This is a genomic window from Marinobacter sp. R17, assembly GCF_003789045.1.
GTDB classification, from domain to species: Bacteria; Pseudomonadota; Gammaproteobacteria; order Pseudomonadales; family Oleiphilaceae; genus Marinobacter_A; species Marinobacter_A mangrovi.
In genome coordinates this window covers 19,982-39,609 of record NZ_RHGZ01000026.1, presented here as the reverse complement: position 1 = coordinate 39,609, position 19,628 = coordinate 19,982, and the positions used below count along the sequence as shown (strand labels likewise).

Sequence of the window (19,628 nt, the reverse complement as noted above, 5' to 3'; positions counted from 1 at the left end):
GGAAACCGGTACACATTGTAGCCGAAAACGGCGCGTCTTGGGGGCCCCTGTTGGGTGATCGCGTCGTCGGCCGTTTGCCCGGATCATTCTCTCCGAGCAGTAATGGGTGGGTTCCCACACATTGCCCTGTCAGGGGTGGGTGAAAAATGACCCATTGCTGACTATGTTCTATTGTGACGGTTTCCGCTGGGGCCAGGAAAGTCGCGAATTCTACGGATCTGGCCTGTAGTTTGCTGTGAGTGGACTGCGCATGACTGGAGAGCCTCTGAAGCACTCGACGACTTCGACTTCAGACGTTCTCGAATAATGACAATGACATTCAGGAGCAAAAACAATGAAATTACAGTCCCTGCTGGCGGCTTCGTTCGCCTCGGCACTGATCGTATCCGCTTCCGCGTCCGCGCAGGACCGTTCCGACTGGCCCGAAAAGTTCACCGTCGGTACAGCCAGCCAGGGCGGTACTTACTTCGCCTATGGTTCTGGCTGGGCTCACTTCATTTCCGAAAACCTGGGCGTCTCCGGCGGTGCTGAAATCACCGGTGGCCCGATGCAGAATATGGCGCTGGTCCACACCGGCGACCTTAAATTCGGTCTGACCACGCTGGGCCCCGCAAAGGAATCCATCGACGGCAACAGTCCGCTGGCACCGGGCATGAAGATGGACAACGTCTGTGCCATGTTCCCGATGTACCAGACGCCGTTCTCGGTCACCGCACTGGCCGGCTCCGGCATCAAGTCCATTTCCGATATCCCCGACGGTGCCAAGATTGGTTTCGGCCCGGCTGGCTCCACCTCCGACACCTACTTCCCGAAGATGATGGATGCCCTGGGCGTGAAGTACGAGCGTCGTAACGGTAGCTGGTCGGATCTGGGCGGTCAGCTGCAGGACGGCCTGATCGACGTGGTGGCTTTCGCGGCCGGTATCCCGATTCCGGCGGTCAGCCAGCTGGAAGTGCAGACCGACGTGAACATCATCGGTATGACGGACGAGGAACAGGCGAAAATCCTGAAGAACTTCCCGGTGTCCAAGTTCGAGATCCCGGCCAGCACCTACCAGTCGCTGGACAAGCCGTCCAACGTCGTTTCCATGTGGAACTTCGCCATCGCCAACTGTGACGTACCGGAAGACTTCGTGTACGAGATGACCAAGCTGACCATGGAAAACAACGACAAGATGGTGGGCATCCACAAGGCCGCCAAGTCGTCCATTCCGGAGAACTACAGCAAGAACACCGTTCTGCCGTGGCATCCGGGTGCCGCTCGCTGGTTCAACGAGCACGGCTACAAGATCGACGACAGCCAGATCAAGTAAGCCCCCTGTCGCGCCCGCGACAGTCGAAGGACCGGCCGCCCGACCGGTCCGCTCTGGCCGCCTCCCGGTCATTTTTCTTTTCGATCAGGTTGCATCATGACTACTGATACCCACGACAAGAATCCGTCTCCGGCCGCACCGGAAGACGATCACATGCTGGCCCATGGTGTGGATGAAGAACCGGTTGAGTCCAACCGCCGCCTTTACACCGGCTGGATGTTGCAGGCCGTTATCGTCCTGTCGATTGCCTACTCGGCTTTCCACCTGTATTCCCTGAACATCGCGCCGATGGAGACCTGGTCCTTCCGGATCGTGCACGTCTGTGGCGCCCTGATTCTCGGCTTCCTCCTCTACACCGGCGCCCAGTTCGTGTCCGGGCAAGAGGGTGAGGCCCGTCATCGCTGGACCACCTGGATCGCTGCGGTCCTGATGTTGCCGGCGCTGTATACCCTGTACCAGACCTTCAATTTTCACCAGATGATTGCCGCCGGCACCATGCGGCTGCCGCCGGACCTGGAAACCTGGCATTTCGGCTGGCCGCTGCTCGTCGCGACCGCCGGTGCGATCGTCCTGAGCTGGTTCCATCAGCGTGACCGGGCCGCCTTCAGCCTGCCGGACCTGGTACTGATCCTGTGTTCCATCGCCACGGCGGCATACTTCCTGGAGGTCTACAACACCTCCATGCGCATGAGTACCGGCACCTCCTTTGCCCCGATCGGCATCTCTTTCGCGGCGATTGCCGGCACGGCACTGATCATGGAAATGACCCGTCGGGTCGCGGGCCTGGCTCTGGTGGTTATCGCCCTGATTTTCCTGGCCTACGTGTTCCTCGGCCCCTATCTGCCGGGCTTCCTGAGCTATCCGGGTCTGTCGATCCAGCGCTTCTTCAGCCAGGTCTACACCGATGCAGGTGTGCTTGGGCCGACCACCGCCGTGTCGTCGACCTACATTATCCTGTTCATCATCTTTGCCGCCTTCCTGCAGGCGTCCAAGGTGGGTGATTATTTCGTCAACTTCGCCTTTGCCTGCGCCGGCCGTTCCCGCGGTGGCCCCGCCAAGGTGGCGATCTTCGCGTCCGGTCTGATGGGCATGATCAACGGCACCAGTGCCGGTAACGTGGTCTCCACCGGTTCGCTGACCATCCCGCTGATGAAGCGAGTGGGTTACCGTAAACAGACCGCCGGTGCGGTCGAAGCCGCGGCCTCCACCGGCGGGCAGATCATGCCTCCGATCATGGGCGCCGGCGCCTTCATCATGGCGGAAATCACCGGTATCCCCTACACCGACATTGCCATCGCGGCGATCATCCCGGCGATCCTCTACTTCGCCTCCGTGTTCTTCATGGTGGACTTCGAAGCCGCCAAGCTGGGCATGCGCGGTATGCGCTCCGACGAACTGCCGCGGTTCAAGACGTTGGCCAAGCAGATCTACCTGTTCGCGCCCATCCTGATCCTGGTGGTGGCCCTGTTCATGGGCTACTCGGTGATCCGCGCCGGTACCCTGGCGATGGTCTCGGCCGTGGTGGTGAGCTGGCTGTCGCCTCACAAGATGGGTATTCGCTCGATCCTGCACGCGCTGGAACTGGCCGGCATCATGTCGATCCAGATCATCGCGGTGTGTGCCTGCGCCGGTGTGATCGTCGGCGTCATCTCGCTGACCGGCGTCGGTGCCCGTTTCTCGGCACTGCTGCTGAGCGTGGCTGAACACAGTCAGCTGCTGGCGCTGGTCTTCGCCATGCTGATTTCCATCATGCTGGGGATGGGCATGCCGACCACGGCCGCCTACGCCGTCGCCGCCTCGGTGGTCGCACCGGGTCTGGTGCAGCTGGGTATCGAGCCGCTGACCGCGCACTTCTTCGTGTTCTACTTCGCGGTGGTGTCGGCGATCACGCCGCCGGTGGCGCTCGCGTCCTACGCCGCCGCCGGGATATCCGGCGCCAATGCGATGGAGACATCGGTGGCGTCGTTCCGGATCGGCCTGGCCGCGTTCATCGTGCCGTTCATGTTCTTCTACAACGGCGCCCTGCTGATGGACGCGAGCGTCCTGGCCATCGCCCGCGCGCTGATCACCGCCACCTTCGGGGTGTACCTGCTGTCAGGTGCGGTGCAAGGCTGGATCTTCCAGGCCGGCGCACCCCGCCTGACCCGTCTGCTGTTGCTGGCGGCGGCCCTGATGATGATCGCCGGTGGCTGGATCTCCGACCTGGCGGGCATCGCCCTGGCGGTGGTCACCTACTTCATGCAGAAGCAGCGGCGTCCGGATCATGGCAAGACCGTGGGAGCCTCGTGATCCTCCGGTGACCCGTCACCACACGGGCAACAACCGGTCGGCCGCACCCGGCCGGTTGTTCCTTGCCCGCCTCAGGGGTAGGCTTGCCTCGGACATTCATAAGCAGGCATCCATGACCTACCGACTCTGGGCAGTACTCCTTTTCCTCGTGACGATCGGCTTTTCCTGGCTGCTCGGCGGCTGGGCCGGCTATCGGATGCTGGAACAGGAAGCCCACGAGGAATCCTTCCGCTACACCCAGCTCGTGGCCAACGAGCTCAAGCGCTATCGGCCGATTCCCGAACTCATGGCCGAACATCCGCTGATGGAAAACGTCCTGCTGAACCCGGACAACCAGCGCCTGATCCTCGAGGCCAACGAGGAAATGAAGCGTATGGCCAACATCGTCGGCAGTTCCGACGTGTACCTGATGGACCGCACCGGCTTCACCATCGCCGCCAACAATTACCAGCGTCGGGACAGCTTTATCGGCCGGGTATTCGATTTCCGCCCCTATTTCCAGGACGCCATGCGCACCGGCGACTCGGCGGTGTATTTTGCGTTGGGCACCACGTCCGATATCCGGGGCCTGTATTTTTCCCACCCGGTGAAAAACGGACGGGGCGACATTCTCGGGGTTATCGCTGTGAAGGTGCAGGTGAACGAACTGGAGTCCCAATGGCAGCGGCCGGCCTCCCTGCACGATGCGGAAATGGTGGTGCTGGACGATGACGGCATCAGCTTCCTGTCGAGCCGGAAGGACTGGCTGTACCGGGATTTCGATCGCAAGTCGCCCAATCCCGCGCCGAGCCTGCGTTACCCCAACCGGGACCTGGCGCCCATGGCGATCACGCCGCTGGGTCAGCCCTGGGGCGTGTCGGCCAAGGTGGCTCGCATCCACGTCAGCGAACCGGGCGTCGACCAGGACTACCTGCAATTGCGTACCCCGCTGCCGCGGATGGACTGGACCCTGCAGGTCATGGTCAGCACCCAGCCGATCCTGTGGATCCGCATCCAGTTCCTGATCGGCGGCTTCATGCTGTTCCTCGGGATTTTCCTGACCTGGCTGTATTTGCGGGAGCGCTATCGCCGGGAGGCGGAGCTCGCCCAGCGAGGCGAGCAGCTGGAGAAACGGGTGGCCGAGCGCACCGCTGACCTAGAGAACACCAACCAGCAGCTGCTGGAAGAGATTCGCCAGCGGGAAGAGGCCCAGGACGAACTCAAGGAAACCCAGCAGGAGCTGATCCAGGCGGCCAAGCTGGCGGTATTGGGGCAGATGTCCGCGGGTTTGAATCACGAGATGAACCAGCCGCTCACCGCCATCCAGACCTACGCCCGCAACAGTCGCCGCTTCCTGGAGCGGGGCGAGACGGCGATGGTGGACGCCAACCTGCAGGAAATCGCCAGTCTGTGCCTGAAGATGGCGGAGCTGACCCGGCAGTTCAAAGTCTTCGCCCGCAAGTCCGAAGGCCCGCCGTCGTCCATTGACCTGCGCCAGCCCATCGACGCGGCGTTGAAGATCATCACCGCCCAGGAGAACAGCGAGGGCGTCACCATCGACTGGCGGCGCCCGGGCGAGCCCGTCATGATCCACGGCGACCTGATCCGCATCGAGCAGGTGATGGTGAACCTGATCGCCAACGCCGTGCAGGCGGTGGAGGGCGTGGACGACCCGCGCATCACCATCGACATCCGCTCGGACGACGACGGCTGGCAGTGCCGGATTCGGGATAACGGGTCGGGCCTGCCGGCCAACACCGAGCAGGTCTTCGAACCGTTCTTTACCACCAAATCCATGAAGCAGGGGCTGGGCCTTGGTCTGTCCATCTCGCGCCAGATCGTGGACGCGCAGGGCGGTCGCCTGACTGGGCACAATCGCAACGACGGCGACGGTGCTGAATTCATCCTCACTCTGACCCGACGGGAGACCGTGGAATGACCCAGACCGACGTGATCTTTATCGACGATGAGGATTCCATTCGCCACGCCATGGCCCAGACCCTATCGCTGGAAGACCTGGGGGTGGCCTGCTACGCCGATGCGCCTTCGGCCCTGCGCCAGATCGATCCGGACTACACCGGGGTGATCCTGTGCGACTACAACATGCCGGGCATGGACGGGCTGGAACTGCTGGACCAGGTCCAGGCGATGGATGCGGCCATTCCCGTCATCATCCTCACCGGCCAGGGGGACATCAGCACCGCCGTGTCCGCCATGCAGCGCGGTGCCTACGATTTCATCGAGAAGCCGTTCGACCACGACGAGCTGATCGAACTGCTGCGCCACGCCCTGGAGAAGCGCCACCTGGCGCTGGAGAACCGCCGGCTCAAGGCCCAACTGCGCCAACTGGCCCGGCCGGGGCCGCGGATTCTCGGCGACTCTCCGGCCATGCAGAAGGTGATCGCCACGGTAGAACCCCTGCTGGACATCTCCGCCAACATCCTGGTGTTCGGTGAGACCGGCTCGGGCAAGGACGCGCTGGCCCGTTTCATTCATGAGAACAGCCCGCGCAGCACCCACAACTTTGTTGCCATCAACTGCGGCGCAGTGCCGGAAAACCTGATCGAGAGCGAGCTGTTCGGGCACGAGGCGGGGGCGTTCACCGGGGCCGACAAGCGCCGCATCGGCAAGATCGAACACGCCGACAAGGGCACCCTGTTTCTGGATGAAGTCGAGAGCATGCCGATGGCCCTGCAGGTGAAACTGCTGCGGGTGCTGGAGGAGCGCAAGGTGGAGCGCCTGGGCAGCAACACGCCGCTGGATGTGGACGTGCGGGTGATCGCGGCCACCAAGTCCGATCTGAAGCAGCTCAGCGACGAAGGCGAATTCCGCGCCGATCTCTACTACCGCCTCAACGTGGTGAAGGTGGACATCCCACCCCTGCGTGAGCGCAAGGAAGACATCCCGGTGCTGTTCCACCACTTCGTACTGATTGCCGCCGCGCGTTACGACCGGGAGAGCGTGCCGCTGGACGCCGAGCAGGCCGCCCGACTGATGCAGCACACCTGGCCGGGCAACGTGCGGGAGTTGCGGAACCTGGCGGAACGCTACGTGCTGCTGGGCGCGCCGGCGCTGGATGAAACCGGTGTGGCGGTTTCCGACAATGTTCCCGGCCGGCGCACCCTGAGCGAGATGATGGACGCCTTCGAACGGTCGGCCATCGTCAGCGCCCTGAACGCCTGCCAGGGCAGCCTCAAGGACACCATGGTGCAGCTGGGCATTGCGCGAAAAACGCTGTACGACAAGATGAAGAAGCACGGACTCGACAAGGCCGAGTTCCGGGAATAATCGGAATACTGTTTTTATATACAGTATTTGGGTGCTATTCTTGCCTCTACTTTTTCGTTGAACGCTGCTCACGTAGCGATAACAGGAGAAACGCAGTATGGCTGTTCAAGCGTTGTATTTCTCGGAGAGGGACGGGCAAGAGATGGCATTGAAGAACCCCGACAAGATGCTCTTCACCAACAAGGCGGATGCCGATGCCCGTGACCGGATGCTGGAGTTGTCCGAGGAAATTATGGTATTTCTTCAGTCCCGGGTTGAGGGTTTGTCGGACGACCTGGCCGAGCAGTGTGCCCTGAGCATTGCCCAGGAAAAGGACCTGTTCCAGAAAGCCCTCAAGAAGCCCTCATTACTGAACGCATCCAGGGAAGACAGTGAGTAGACAGCGATGACCCGAAACCCTCTGGCACAGCTCGGACTGTGGATGATGCGCGGCCTGCAAGACCGGGCATCGGCCTCTCATGGGTTGTGGCAGGGGAGATCGGGACGGCCAGGCCGGGGCACCGGATGGCTTGCCATCGTGCTGGCCGCCGGCCTGCTGAGTGCCTGCACCACGGTGCCGGTGGAGGATGAATCCACGGCACCGAAAGTCAGCTTTACCAACACCATCTGGCGCCTGGTGCATGTGGGCGGCAACAAGGTGGCACCTCCCGAGCCGGACGGTCAGGCCCCGTTTATCATCTTCCTCGACGATGGCCGCGTGGGCGGTTTTGCCGGCTGTAATCACTTCAAGGGCACCTACGCGGTGGTAAACGGGGAGTTCCGTTTCACCGAGATGGCGGCGACCCGTGACGTGTGTCCAAACGATCCGGTGGAAGGGCCCTACATGAAGGCGATGCGCCAGACCGTTGGCGTGAAACAGGACAACGACGAACTGCTCCTGCTCAACAAGTCCGGTCAGCCACTGGCCGTGCTCAAGGCACAGGTAAAGCGGCTCAAGTAGCTGCAATGAGGGCTGTTCAGGCTTCCGGGTAGAGGCGCACCGGATCAATCGTGACGATCTGCTCACCGTCGCCAAAGCTCGCCTGCCCATCCTGGATGGTGCACTGGAAATGCATCGAGCGCTCCGCGAGGGCCGCAAGCGCCTGACTGTCTTCCGCATCGATCTGCAGGATCACCAGGTTGTCGAAGCGCGAGACCTTGCCCTGCAGCTTGTCCCACCAGATCGGCACGGCGCGCCCGCCGTAAGCCAGGATCACCACCTTCTCCGAACGGCCGCAGGCTTTGCGGATACGGCTCTCGTCCGGCAGCCCCAGCTCGATCCACAGCTCGATCTCGTCACTCAGGCTCTTCTGCCACAGATCCGGTTCATCATCGGTGCTCAAACCCTTGGTGAACTGCAGCGACTCGTCGGCGTAAAGCGCGAACGCCAGCAGGCGCAGCATCAGCCGCTCGTCGGTCTCCGACGGATGCCGGGCCAGGGTCAGGGCGTGGTCGGCGTAGTGATCCCGGTCCATATCCGCAATGTTGATATGAGCCTTGAAGACCGTGGATTTCAGGGCCATGGCGAGGTTCTCTGAATCAATGGGTGGTGACAGCCAGCCGGTATTCTCGGGCAAGCGGTGCATGGGGTAAAGCACATTCGCACTGGCGTGCCGAAGTGCCCGTTCAGAGCGGTGTGACAGGTATTGAGACCGCGGCCCGTAGGCGGGCTAGTGACGGGCGGCCCTGTGTTGATCCGGGCGCTTCAGTTACATTGGACACCTCAATAAAAGCATAACAAGGAGCTTTCATGACCACCCGAACCGTTTGGATTACCGGCGCGTCGTCCGGCATCGGCGAAGCCCTGGCCGTACGCTTTGCGCGGGACGGCGCCAACCTGGTGCTGTCGGCCCGGCGCGAGCCCGAGCTCCAGCGCGTGGCCACTCGCTGTATCGAAGCTGGGCTCGGCGAACAACAGGTGCTGGTCCTGCCGCTGGACGTTACGGATTGGGACGCCCTGCCCAAGGCCGTGCAGACGGTGCGGGACTGGTTCGGCGCCATCGACCTGCTGATCAACAACGCTGGCCTGTCCCAGCGGTCACTGTGCAAGGACACGGACATGAGCGTCTACCAGAAACTGATGGATGTCGACGTCATGGGCCAGATCGCCCTCACCAAGGCCGTCCTGCCGCACATGCTGGAACGCGGGGCGGGCCGCATCGCCGTCACCGCCAGCGTGGCCGGCAAGGTGGGCGTGCCTCAACGCACCGGCTACTGCGCCGCCAAGCATGCGGTGATGGGCTTCTTCGATGCCCTGCGGGCGGAAGTGGAAGACGCCGGCATTCACGTCTCGACCATCGTGCCCGGCTTCATTCGGACGGCCATCGCGGAGAACGCCCTGGCCGCCGACGGTTCTGCGTTTGGCCGGGTGGACGACGACATCGCCGGCGGCATGGATGTGGATGAATGCGCCGAAGTCGTGGTGAACGGGCTCAACGCGAAGAAGCGGGAAATCCCGGTCGGCAAAGGCAAGGAAATGGCGGCGCTGTGGGTCAAACGCATCGCACCGGAAATGCTATTTCGCCTGACCAAGGGGCGCAACTGAGATCGGAGGTTTGCATGGCGTCACAACCGAGCGTGTACCTGGCCGGGCCAGAGGTCTTTTTTCCGGCGGCCGTCCGTGACGAGATCGACCAGCGCAAGAAGGCGCTGTTGTCGGAGGCCGGACTGGTCGGCCTGTCGCCGTCGGATAACGCGATCGACATCGAGCATGACGCCGATCCTGCCCGGGCCATCTACGACGCCAATCTTACCCTGATGGAGCAGGCGGACGACCTGATTGCCAACCTGACGCCGTTCAGGGGCCCCAGTGCGGACGCCGGTACCGTGTACGAGCTGGGGTACATGCTGGGGCAGGGGAAGCCGGCGGTCGGGTTTACGGTGTGCCATACGCCCTACAACGCGCGCGTGGAGGGTGAAGGCATCGACCCGAACGGCGCGGCCATCGAACCTTTCGGGCTGGCGGACAACCTGATGCTGGATTGTGGCCTCGCCCGGGCCGGCGGCGTGATGCTGCAGGGAAAGCGGGCGTATCCGCCTACCGGTTTTGCGCCTGCCGATTACTTCGACGAGGCGCTGTTCCGGCAGGCGGTGGCGCATCTCAAAACGCAGTTGTCAGGCTGAGGCTTCCCTGGCCTTCAGGTGCTCGCGCATGCGCAGGGCCACCAGCATGGTGTTCAGGTGCGGCACCGCCACGCCGTGTTGCTTGGCGATGGCCACAACGTTGCCCAGCACCGCATCCAGCTCGATGGGCCGGTCGTTGAGGTAATCCAGCGCCATGCTGTTCTTGTAGGCGGTCATCTTGCGGGTGCCGGCGATCTGCTTGTCGATGATCGAACGGTCCATGGGATAGCCGTCGGCCTCGGCCACCTGGATCACTTCCTCGGTCAGCGCACGGATCAGGTCTTCGCCGCCGTCGCTGTCCAGGATGGTGTCGGTGTCCGCCCCTTCGGCCAGTACCGACAGCGGGTTGAACGGCGTGTTCCACAGGCACTTGCGCCAGCGTTCGCCCACCACTTCCTCCGTCAGCTTGACGTTTATGCCCCCGGCATTGAACAGGTCGGACAGGGTCTGGCAGTCCTCGCTGATGCCTTTCGGGAACTGCCCCATTACCAGCCGGCCGTAGGAATTGTGGTGAATCTGGCCCGGAGCCACACGGCTGACGCCGATAAAGGCCAGGCAACTGATCACCGGATTCTTCGGGAAGGCGTCGGCGATCTCGCGCTCGATATCCAGGCCGTTCTCGATCAGCACGATGCGGGTGTTGTCGCCCAGCCAGGGACGAATCAACGCGGTCCGGTCGACGCCTGGCAGCACCTTGACGCAGAGGATCAGGTAATCGGGTGCGGTTTCCGGAGAATCGCCGTCGCGGTAGACATGGTCCGGCCGGTAGGAGAGGTCGCCGAGTTCGCTTTCAATCTGGATGCCGTTGGCCTTCACGGCGTCGTATTCCGAGCGCATCACGACGCTGACCGGGCAACCGGCGCGCTTGAGGATGGCGCCGTAGAAACTGCCGATGGCGCCGGCGCCGACGATCAGGATGCTGGGTTTGTCTGACATGGTGCGTGACTCCTTACAGTCGTTAGGGAGCTTCTGATGAACTCCTGAACCGGCCCGGTAATCAGGCAGGCGCGAGCCTTCCCCATTCAACGATGGAGGGCTTTTCTTGCCTGTGCGAGGAGGGCGGGAATACAGCCGGACGGGTAAAACCGATGGGGCTTTTGTGATTATGGGAGGTCTGCGGCGCAGCCTGCCCTGTTATTTCCCTGCCGGCTATCCTCGCCCGAACCCCGGACGGCGTCAATCCTCCGAATGTCGGGCGTCGGTTCGACAGGGTATCCGTCTCGGATCAGGCAGCGGAGAGCGTCGTAGGGGCGTGGAAAGATATCGCAGATCGAAAATGCTGTCAGGAGGGCACGGGAAAGAGGTCAAGGGGCGCCCAAAGTGCCGCATAGATTACGCGTTTCCAGCCCTTTCCGCAGCTTTTAACGCGTTACATCTTCCTTACGCGAATTTCATCGCATTGTAGTCTGATCTTCATGGCTTTTAGCGCATGCTTTTGGGGCGCATGAGACGGGGCTTTGCGCTGTTTTGCACCGTTTAACAAAGGCGATATGCCTACGCTGCCTACATTGACCGGTTAGTGCCTGCTCGCGCACCGTAAATGGCCTCAGCCGACAAGGCCCGGGAGATCAGCGGTCCAGCGACATATTGCCTGAAAACAAAATGGTGCTGGCGTGACTGGTCTGGATTATGCAGCCGCAATTCCAGGAATGTCTGTGAGTTTCCTGTCTGACGTATTAAGCGACACGCGCGATTGGTTTCGATGCATGTCGCTCCAAAGCGTGTGGACAGAAGCAAGCTCCGGAAGTTCCTGGAGTGCAGACCTAAAGGAGCTAATGACAGGCTCCTAAAACACATGGAGCGCGTTATGGGTGGGCACCACTTAAAAGACGTTACGCCGCAGTCCGTGGTTATGGATCGGCAGCCACCTGTGATCAGGCTGCACCATTCCCGGATTCTGGCCTTTTTCCGGGCATTTGACTGTGTTCTTGTGCTCTTCATGCTCTGGGGCGTGCTGAACCTGACTGGTGCGGCCTGGGGCAATACCTACACCTTCCTCGGCATGCTGGCGGTGATCAGCTTTGGCTTTTTCGCCGAAAGCAACGAGGTGTATTACATGTGGCGTGGCCTGTCGACGCCCAAGCTGGCCTACCGCCTGTTGGGGGCCTGGGCGGCCACGGCGCTGGTCACCTTCACCGTAGCCCTGCTGCTCGGCCTGGTGCAGGTCGTGGACCAAAGTGCCGTGCTGACCTGGATTGCACTGACCCCGCTGGTGATGGTGTTCCTGCACTGGGCTCGGCGTGAATTCCTGTCTCTGTACCGCGCCCAGCGTACCCAGCCTCGCCGGGTGGCCGTGGTCGGTGCCAACCGACTGGGCAGCCGTCTGGTGCAGTCCATGCAGGGGGTGCCCTGGATGGGCTATCGGGTGGCCGGTTACTACGACGACCGGGAGCCGACGGGCGATCCGGATCGCCGCCTCGAGGGCGATGAGGTCAACGTCAAGGGCGGGCTGGAGCAGCTCTATCGTGATGCTCGCGATGGCCAGATCGATATTGTCTACGTCACCCTGCCGATGCGCGCCGAAGAACGTATTCATGCGCTGATCGATCGGCTCGCCGACACCACGGTGTCGGTCTACCTGATTCCGGATGTCTTCAGCTTCAACCTGCTGCACTCGCGGATGACCGGCATCCAGGGCATTCCGGCCCTGAGCATCTACGACACACCGCTGGTGGATCACGGTTGGAGCAAGCGCCTCGAAGACGTGGTGCTGTCGCTGGGCATCCTGGCCCTCATTGCCATTCCCATGCTGCTGATCGCCATCGGCGTAAAGCTGTCGTCGCCCGGGCCGGTGTTCTTCAAGCAGACCCGCTACGGCATGCGGGGCGAGAAGATCAAGGTCTGGAAATTCCGCTCCATGAGCGTGTGCGAGGACGGTCCGGACGTGCCCCAGGCGCGTAAGTCCGACCCGAGGATCACCCCGTTCGGCGCGTTCCTGCGCCGCACTTCCCTGGATGAGCTGCCCCAGTTCTTCAATGTGCTCGCCGGCACCATGTCCATCGTCGGCCCGCGCCCTCACGCGGTGGCGCACAACGAGTACTACCGCGGCCAGATCCAGGGCTACATGCTGCGCCACAAGGTCAAACCGGGCATTACCGGACTGGCCCAGATCAACGGGTTCCGTGGTGAAACCGACACCATGGATCTGATGAGCGGTCGGATCGACTACGACCTGGAGTACATCCGCGCCTGGTCCCTGTGGCTCGACCTGAAAATCATCTGGTGGACCATCTTCCGTGGCTTCACCGGTCAACAGGCCTACTGATTAGGTCAGGGTGCAAGACGTGAGTTCGGCGTTGACGATTTCCCGAGTCCTGGTGCTGTGCGTCGGCAACATCTGCCGAAGCCCGATGGCGGAGGTCATGCTCCGGGACGGTTTCCAGAAGCAGGGTATGGCCAAGGTGCAGGTGCGCTCGGCCGGAATTTCCACGATCGACGGTCGGCCCGCCGATCCCAATGCCCAGCGTGTGCTGCAGAACAATGGTCTGGACGGGAGCCAGCACCGGAGTCAGCGGGTGGCGTGGAAAATGATCGCCTGGGCAGAGCTGATCCTGGTGATGGAGGATTTCCAGAAACAGTACATCGAGAGCGAGTTCCCCGAAGCCCGGGGCAAGGTGTTCCTGATCGGCCACTGGCGCCGGGTGCAGGTGCCGGATCCCTACCGGGGCAATTACTCGCTGTTTGAAGCGTCCTATCAGTTGCTGAACCAGTGCTCTACGGACTGGGTGCAGCGGCTGTCGGTGGCGCTGGCCGATGCCTGAGGGGCGCCGGCAAGACCGTTTTCAATGTTTGAGTAGGGAAGGAACGTATGTTGCGCGACGTGATGTTTGATCGACGATTTTGGGCGGTAGTCGCCGTAGCGCTGGTGCTGCAGGGCTGTGCCGTGGCTCCCGGTATGGAAATGGCGGGCACCGGCGTACCGGATTCGGTGACCCTGCGCACGGACGAGGACCAGTCGCCGGTTCGGGTGCAGGTCCAGCCCATTACCGCCAACCTGATTGCGTCGATGGCCAGTCAGCCCCGGGACGTGCCCACGATCGCCCCGGACGGCAATGTCGCCAAGACCGATTACGAGTATGAAGTGGGGACGGGCGATGTTCTGTCCATTACCGTCTGGGAGCACCCGGAACTGACCATCCCGGCGGGCTCGTTCCGCTCCGCGGAGCAGGCCGGCAACCTGGTGGACAGCGACGGCTACATCTTTTTCCCCTACGCCGGGCGACTCTACGTCAAGGGCAAGACCATCCAGGAAATCCGCGAAGCACTGACGGTGGCCCTGAAACCCTACATCGAGAACATCCAGTTGGATGTGCGCGTGGTGTCGTACCGCAGTCAGCGGGTGTACGTCGTGGGTGAGGTGGAAGCGCCCGGTGTCCAGACCATCGATGACGTGCCGCCGACCCTGCTGGAAATGGTCAACCGCGCCGGCGGTTTTTCCGAGCTGGCCGACAAGCGCGAGGTCACCCTCAGTCGCGATGGCAAGACCTATCGGGTGGATCTGCAGGCGCTGTATGAAGACGCCGAAACGCCGCCGGACTTCATGCTCAAGAACGGCGACGTGATCAGCGTGCCGGACATCAAGAACGACAAGGTCTTCGTGATGGGCGAAGTGGTCTATCCCGGTGGTTACCAGATCGAGAACAGCCGCAAGACCCTGGCCGAAGCCCTGGGTGACGCCGGCGGTGTGAACCCGGCGACCTCCGATCCGGGACAGATCTTCGTGCTGCGCCCGGGACCGGATCCGAAGATCTTCCACCTGGACGCCAGTTCCGTGGACGCCATGCTGCTGGCGGACCGCTTCCAGCTGGAGAAGCGTGACCTGGTCTATGTGGAAACCGCTGGCATCGTGCGCTGGAACCGTGTCATCAGCAACCTGATGAACACCGTCAGCACGCTTGAATCGGCCAGTAACACCAAATACCCGATTTTCAATAACCGGCAATAGGCAGGGATGACGATGCAGAACTCGGATAACTTTACCTCGGAGCGCCCGGGGGCGGCAGGGCAGGCGCAAGCCGCGCCCGTGCCGGTCTTGCATCAGGACACGCTGGGTGACGAGAACATCAGGCTGGGGGATTACTTCGCCATCCTGATGGAGCGCAAGGGACTGATCCTGCTGGTGACGCTGCTAGCGACCCTGGTAGGAATCGGCTACGCAGTCACGGCACCGCCGGTCTACAAGACCGACGCCCTGCTGCAGATCGAGCAGCAGAAGCCCATCGGGCTGCGCCAGTTGGGCAACGACCCGTCGTCGCTGATGGCACAGGAGCCGCCCATCGTCGCCGACGTGGAGATCCTTAAATCGCGCATGGTTCTGGGGACCGCGGTCAAGAATCTGGGACTGGAGTACAGCGCCTGGCCTCAGTACATGCCGGTGGTTGGATCCGCCTATGCGCGTTACTTTGAAAAGCACAACAAGGGATTGGCCGACCCGATGTTCGGGATGGGGCAATACGCCTGGGGGGGTGAATCCATCACCCTCGACAACCTCGAAGTTCCGGATGGCCTGGTGGGTACGCCGCTGACTGTGGTGGCGGGCCAGAACGGCCAGTACAAGGTCATGGACCCGGACGGCAAGCTGCTGATGACGGGCGAAGTGGGCCAGGTGTCCGAAACCCGCTACGGCGATCAGGAGAGTCTGAAGGTCTCGATCTCCGAGTTGGTAGCCCGGCCCGGTACCCGCTTCACCATGGAACGGGTGACGCCGCTGGATGCGATCAAGCACGTCGAGGGTAGCTTCTCGGTTTACGAGCGAAGCAAGAACTCCGGCATTCTCGGTCTGTCGCTGACCGGCACCGATCCGGAGCAGGCCAGCCGGATTCTGAACGAGATTTCCCAAGTTTACGTCAAGCAAAACATCGCCCGCAATTCGGCCGAGGCCCAGCAGTCTCTGGAGTTCCTTGAGCATCAACTGCCGGAACTGAAGAAAAAGCTGACCGCGGCGGAAGAGGCTTACAACGACTATCGGATCGAGTACGGCTCGGTCAACCTGGATGAAGAAACCAAGGTCATGCTGGACAGTGCCGTGAAGGTGGATCAGCAACTGCTGGAGCTGCGCCAGAAATGGGATGAAATGCGTCAGCGCTTCACGCCCGAACATCCGACGATGGTTGCGATCAGCCAGAAGATCAATCGCCTGCAGGCCAAACAGGCTGAGCTGGACAAACGATCGGCAACCCTGCCCAAGGCCCAGCAGAAACTGCTGCGTCTGAGACAGGATGTTGAGGTCAACAAGGGGCTCTATACGCGGCTACTTTCAACGGCGCAGGAACTGAGGGTGGCCAAGGCCGGCACCGTGGGTAACGTGCGCATCATCGATCATGCGGTTCCGATGCACAGTGCCGTTGCGCCCAAGCGCAAGCTGATTGTCATCCTGGCCGGTGTCACCGGTGCCTTTCTCGGTGTGATCCTGGTGCTGGTCCTGCGCGCCCTGCGCGGCGGCGTCGAGGATCCGGACGAGATCGAGCGCAACCTGGGCTTGCCGGTCTACGCGACCGTGATCCACAGCGATCGCCAGACCAAGATGAACCGCAAGACCTCGCGTCAGCCGCGCATCCTGGCCGACGTGGCGCCGGACGACAAGGCGGTGGAAAGTCTGCGCAGTCTGCGCACGACGCTGCACTTCTCGCTGCTGGGCGCCAAGAACAACCTGATCATGATGACCGGTCCCAGTCCGCAGATCGGTAAGAGTTTCGTGACCCTCAACCTGGGCGCCGTGCTGGCCCAGTCCGGCAAGCGGATCCTGCTGATCGACGCGGACATCCGCAAGGGCCGCCTGCACCAGATGCTGGGCATGCGCCGCGACCAGGGCGTGACCGAAATGATCACCCGCGACGGCCATCCCATGGACTACGTGCGCAAGACCACCATCCCGGGACTGCACCTGCTGAGCGGCGGCCAGCTGCCGCCGAACCCGGCGGAACTGCTGCTGCACGAATCCTTTGGCCGCAAGGTGCTGGAGTTGGCCGAGCACTTCGACTACGTGCTGCTGGATGCGCCGCCGATCCTGGCGGTGACGGACGCCGCGATCATCGGTCGCCTTGCCGGCACCTCGCTGATGGTGGTCAAGGACCGTAACCATCCCATGCGCGAGCTGGAACAGTCGGCCAAGCAATTGCAGCAGGCCGGTGTGTCGGTCAGCGGCGTCGTCTTCAACGATGTGCAGTTGCATCGCCAGAACCAGCAGCGTGGCAACTACGTTTACCAGTACAAGTACTAGGCCCGACCATGCCGGCGAACATTGCCACGCCCTACCGCTATGCGGCCCCGAACTACCGCTCGCGCCTGCTGATCCAGCGGGCGCGGGACGGCATGGTGCTGTTCTTCGTCTTCATGACGATCCTGGAGAGCGTCAAGATCGATATCGGCCGGATGGCGAATCTGAAGCCGTTTATCATCGTCATCCTGATGCTTGCTTTCCATTACGGCATCATGGTGCGGCGTTTCCGCTGGCGGCCGGAGTTCAATGTCTTCGTGGCCTGGTGGCTCAGTCTGTTTATACCCGCCATCGGCGGCACCATCATCTCGATGCATCACTACATCGTGATCATCCTGGGGCAGCTTCTGCTGCTGGGCTATCTGACGCTGACCTACACCTACCTCTACGACCGGGAGAATGGCGTCATCAAGGCCCTCAATGCGCTGATCGTCATCGGCGTGTTCTGTGCGGCCCTGTCTTTCGCCCAGATTGCGGGCTATTTCGTGGGCATCGACCTGGGGGTCTCCCACGCGGAAACCGTCGGTTTCCCGCGCGCAGAGTCGATTTTCACCGAAACCGACTGGCACGCCATGTTTATGGGCTACGTGGCCCTGCTGCTCACGATTTGCGGCAAGCACCTGATTCGCCAGCCGCTGCATTTCCAGATCGCCCTGGTCGGTTGCGTGATGTCCCTGATCCTGTCGTTCGGGCGTACCGCTACCTTTGCCTATCTCGGTTGCCTGGGGTTGTTCCTGCTGGTCCGCCGGCGGTTTGGCATCATCGCCGTGGGCGTCGTGTTGGTGTTCATGATGGGCCTGTCGATCCAGCTCAAGGCGCCGTTCGTGCCGGACTCACTGATTGAGCGTTTCAACATCATGGAGACGCTGGAAGACAGCAGTGAGGATGCCGGTGCCCTGGACTCCCGTCTGTTTGCGCTGGAAATGACCTGGTACTTCGTCAAGCAGGAACCGTTCTGGGGCAACGGCGCCGGCAGCATCCAGGCTCTGGTGGACCGCATGGACCTGCGGGAGAAATACGCCCACGGGGGCATCATGAACGCCGGGCGGGGCGGCACCAACCTGTTCCTGACCAGTCTGTTCGACTCCGGCATCCTGGGGCTCCTGGTGGTGATCGTGCTGGTGTTCGTGTTGTTCCGAACCGGGTTGCGCAGCTATCGGACGGCCCGTGACGCCAAGCTGGACGTGCAACGGGACGTGGCGCTGTTCCTGGTGCTGGGACTGCTCTATTTCATCCTCAACTGCATGTCCAACAACTTCATTCGTTATCCGCTGGTGTGGCTGCATTTCGTGATGCTGTTCCTGTATCACCGGCAATTGCTGGAATATTTCCGGGGAGGGGCCCATGCGCATCCTGCATTACGTTAGGCAGTTCCACCCGTCCGTCGGTGGCATCCAGGACGTGGTTCTCCAGATCGCACGGCGCCAGAAGGCGGCTGGGCATCATGTGGAAGTCATGACCCTGGACCGTATCTTTGCCGACAATGAAAAGCTGCCGGCTACGGACGAGGTGGACGGCATCCCGATCACCCGCGTGCCGTTTCGGGGCATTCGCCAGTACCCACTGCTGACGCTCGATCTGGACACCGTCAACCGCTTCGACGTGTTCCACATCCACTGCGTGGACTCGATGCTGGACAAGATGATCTACCTGCGGCACCGCATCCGCGGATCGGTGTTCCTGACCACCCACGGTCTGTATTTCCACACCGAGAAGTTCGCCCGTATCAAGCAGCTGTTCTACCGCTTCATTACGCCCCGGGCGCTGGCGAAGGTGGACAAGGTGTTTGCCTGCAGCCGCAACGACTACGAGTTGATTGGCAAGATCATTCCCGATCCCGAGCGGCTGATGCTGGTGGAAAACGGCGTGGCGCTGGACAAGTTCCTGCCGGCCGCGCCCGCCGAACGTACCGAAGACCTGGTCTACATCGGCCGCATGGCCAGCCACAAGAACGTGGATGCCCTGGTGGACCGCTTCCTGGAAGCGGACACCGGTGCCCGACTGCACTTGGTGGGGCGGGACTTCGACGGCACCCTGGAGCGGCTGCAGGCCCGTAACCTGCCCGAGAGCATCGTTTTCCACGGCGCCATCGACACGGACGCCATTGCCGAACTGGTGGCCCGCTGCCGCTACTTCGTCAGCGCGTCGTCCTTCGAAGGATTTGGCTTGTCCGCGGTGGAAGCCATGGGTGCCGGCCTGATCCCGATCCTCAACGACATCCCACCGTTCCGTGAGCTGGTGGAAGGCCACGGCGGCTACCTGATCGATTTCAACGCGCCCGGGAGCCTCACTCCGGTCCTGGAAGCCGCCCGTCGGTCACCGGAGCTCGACACCCTGGGTGAATCGCTGCAGCGCAGCGTGCGCGGCTATTCCTGGGATGAAAAAGTGAACGCCATGCTGGCCCAGTACCAGCAAAGTCGCGCCGGCCTGGCATCTTAGGAG

At 62.0% G+C, this 19,628-nt stretch carries 16 protein-coding genes; 14 read left to right on the top strand and 2 right to left on the bottom strand.

The genetic code is table 11. The annotated features are described in order from the left end of the window. The first annotated feature begins 334 nt into the window (after positions 1–334). The 6 genes from EB809_RS16615 (at position 335) to EB809_RS16590 (ending at position 7,808) form a co-directional block, all read left to right on the top strand. Complete coding sequence (locus tag EB809_RS16615; RefSeq protein ID WP_123635960.1) at positions 335–1,312, top strand: TAXI family TRAP transporter solute-binding subunit; 978 nt, start codon at positions 335–337, stop codon at positions 1,310–1,312. Positions 1,313–1,408: 96 nt separating this feature from the next. After that, positions 1,409–3,601, top strand: a complete 2,193-nt coding sequence (locus EB809_RS16610) for a TRAP transporter permease (protein WP_123635959.1) — start codon at positions 1,409–1,411, stop codon at positions 3,599–3,601. 112 nt (positions 3,602–3,713) lie between these two features. Then, positions 3,714–5,519 carry an ATP-binding protein gene (locus EB809_RS16605; protein WP_123635958.1) on the top strand — a complete coding sequence of 602 codons (1,806 nt, stop codon included), beginning with the start codon at positions 3,714–3,716 and terminating at the stop codon, positions 5,517–5,519. Further along, positions 5,516–6,868, top strand: coding sequence for a sigma-54-dependent transcriptional regulator (locus EB809_RS16600; RefSeq protein ID WP_123635957.1), 1,353 nt, complete (start codon positions 5,516–5,518; stop codon positions 6,866–6,868). Before EB809_RS16605 ends, EB809_RS16600 begins: the two co-directional genes overlap by 4 nt. A 97-nt stretch (positions 6,869–6,965) precedes the next feature. Next, positions 6,966–7,247, top strand: coding sequence for a YebG family protein (locus EB809_RS16595; RefSeq protein WP_123635956.1), 282 nt, complete (start codon positions 6,966–6,968; stop codon positions 7,245–7,247). A gap of 6 nt (positions 7,248–7,253) precedes the next feature. Continuing rightward, a complete protein-coding gene (locus EB809_RS16590) occupies positions 7,254–7,808 on the top strand; it encodes an META domain-containing protein (RefSeq protein ID WP_123635955.1) in 555 nt (184 codons plus the stop codon). A 16-nt stretch (positions 7,809–7,824) separates the two neighbouring features. Here EB809_RS16590 and EB809_RS16585 read toward each other — a convergent pair whose 3' ends face one another. Beyond that, entirely contained in the window at positions 7,825–8,370 is a 546-nt protein-coding gene (locus EB809_RS16585) for a YaeQ family protein (RefSeq protein ID WP_123635990.1), read from the bottom strand. A 227-nt stretch (positions 8,371–8,597) separates the two neighbouring features. On the opposite strand from EB809_RS16585, the gene EB809_RS16580 reads away from it, so the two are divergent. Both EB809_RS16580 and EB809_RS16575 read left to right on the top strand, forming a co-directional pair. Then, positions 8,598–9,392, top strand: coding sequence for an SDR family oxidoreductase (locus EB809_RS16580; RefSeq protein ID WP_123635954.1), 795 nt, complete (start codon positions 8,598–8,600; stop codon positions 9,390–9,392). A 14-nt stretch (positions 9,393–9,406) separates the two neighbouring features. Next, the gene (locus EB809_RS16575; protein WP_123635953.1) at positions 9,407–9,970 is read left to right on the top strand and encodes a nucleoside 2-deoxyribosyltransferase; all 564 of its coding nucleotides are present in this window, start codon (positions 9,407–9,409) and stop codon (positions 9,968–9,970) included. Here the strand turns inward: EB809_RS16575 and EB809_RS16570 are convergent. Further along, positions 9,962–10,906 (bottom strand): ketopantoate reductase family protein, encoded by a 945-nt coding sequence (locus EB809_RS16570; protein ID WP_123635952.1) that lies wholly within the window; start codon positions 10,904–10,906, stop codon positions 9,962–9,964. The two genes, EB809_RS16575 and EB809_RS16570, sit on opposite strands and share 9 nt — an antisense overlap. A gap of 934 nt (positions 10,907–11,840) precedes the next feature. Here EB809_RS16570 and EB809_RS16565 point away from each other — a divergent pair. The 6 genes from EB809_RS16565 to EB809_RS16540 are packed head-to-tail and all read left to right on the top strand — an operon-like array spanning position 11,841 to position 19,625. Next, complete coding sequence (locus tag EB809_RS16565; RefSeq protein WP_223808007.1) at positions 11,841–13,235, top strand: undecaprenyl-phosphate glucose phosphotransferase; 1,395 nt, start codon at positions 11,841–11,843, stop codon at positions 13,233–13,235. Positions 13,236–13,254: 19 nt separating this feature from the next. Next, complete coding sequence (locus EB809_RS16560) at positions 13,255–13,731, top strand: low molecular weight protein-tyrosine-phosphatase (protein WP_223808006.1); 477 nt, start codon at positions 13,255–13,257, stop codon at positions 13,729–13,731. 47 nt (positions 13,732–13,778) lie between these two features. After that, a complete protein-coding gene (locus tag EB809_RS16555) occupies positions 13,779–14,915 on the top strand; it encodes a polysaccharide export protein (protein WP_190294942.1) in 1,137 nt (378 codons plus the stop codon). 12 nt (positions 14,916–14,927) lie between these two features. After that, the gene (locus tag EB809_RS16550) at positions 14,928–17,189 is read left to right on the top strand and encodes a polysaccharide biosynthesis tyrosine autokinase (protein ID WP_190294941.1); all 2,262 of its coding nucleotides are present in this window, start codon (positions 14,928–14,930) and stop codon (positions 17,187–17,189) included. An 8-nt stretch (positions 17,190–17,197) separates the two neighbouring features. Then, complete coding sequence (locus EB809_RS16545) at positions 17,198–18,553, top strand: O-antigen ligase family protein (RefSeq protein WP_123635949.1); 1,356 nt, start codon at positions 17,198–17,200, stop codon at positions 18,551–18,553. Then, the gene (locus EB809_RS16540) at positions 18,531–19,625 is read left to right on the top strand and encodes a glycosyltransferase family 4 protein (protein ID WP_123635948.1); all 1,095 of its coding nucleotides are present in this window, start codon (positions 18,531–18,533) and stop codon (positions 19,623–19,625) included. The genes EB809_RS16545 and EB809_RS16540 overlap by 23 nt, the downstream gene beginning before the upstream one ends. Positions 19,626–19,628: the final 3 nt, after the last annotated feature.

Excerpts from the sequence above, each read along its gene's own strand:
- EB809_RS16610 (WP_123635959.1), top strand. The coding sequence starts at position 1,409 with ATGACTACTGATACCCACGACAAGAATCCGTCTCCGGCCGCACCGGAA.
- EB809_RS16580 (WP_123635954.1), top strand. The coding sequence starts at position 8,598 with ATGACCACCCGAACCGTTTGGATTACCGGCGCGTCGTCCGGCATCGGC.
- EB809_RS16595 (WP_123635956.1), top strand. The coding sequence starts at position 6,966 with ATGGCTGTTCAAGCGTTGTATTTCTCGGAGAGGGACGGGCAAGAGATG.
- EB809_RS16545 (WP_123635949.1), top strand. The coding sequence starts at position 17,198 with ATGCCGGCGAACATTGCCACGCCCTACCGCTATGCGGCCCCGAACTAC.
- EB809_RS16540 (WP_123635948.1), top strand. The coding sequence starts at position 18,531 with ATGCGCATCCTGCATTACGTTAGGCAGTTCCACCCGTCCGTCGGTGGC.
- EB809_RS16605 (WP_123635958.1), top strand. The coding sequence starts at position 3,714 with ATGACCTACCGACTCTGGGCAGTACTCCTTTTCCTCGTGACGATCGGC.
- EB809_RS16570 (WP_123635952.1), bottom strand. The coding sequence starts at position 10,906 with ATGTCAGACAAACCCAGCATCCTGATCGTCGGCGCCGGCGCCATCGGC.
- EB809_RS16575 (WP_123635953.1), top strand. The coding sequence starts at position 9,407 with ATGGCGTCACAACCGAGCGTGTACCTGGCCGGGCCAGAGGTCTTTTTT.
- EB809_RS16550 (WP_190294941.1), top strand. The coding sequence starts at position 14,928 with ATGCAGAACTCGGATAACTTTACCTCGGAGCGCCCGGGGGCGGCAGGG.
- EB809_RS16585 (WP_123635990.1), bottom strand. The coding sequence starts at position 8,370 with ATGGCCCTGAAATCCACGGTCTTCAAGGCTCATATCAACATTGCGGAT.
- EB809_RS16555 (WP_190294942.1), top strand. The coding sequence starts at position 13,779 with ATGTTGCGCGACGTGATGTTTGATCGACGATTTTGGGCGGTAGTCGCC.
- EB809_RS16590 (WP_123635955.1), top strand. The coding sequence starts at position 7,254 with ATGACCCGAAACCCTCTGGCACAGCTCGGACTGTGGATGATGCGCGGC.
- EB809_RS16615 (WP_123635960.1), top strand. The coding sequence starts at position 335 with ATGAAATTACAGTCCCTGCTGGCGGCTTCGTTCGCCTCGGCACTGATC.
- EB809_RS16600 (WP_123635957.1), top strand. The coding sequence starts at position 5,516 with ATGACCCAGACCGACGTGATCTTTATCGACGATGAGGATTCCATTCGC.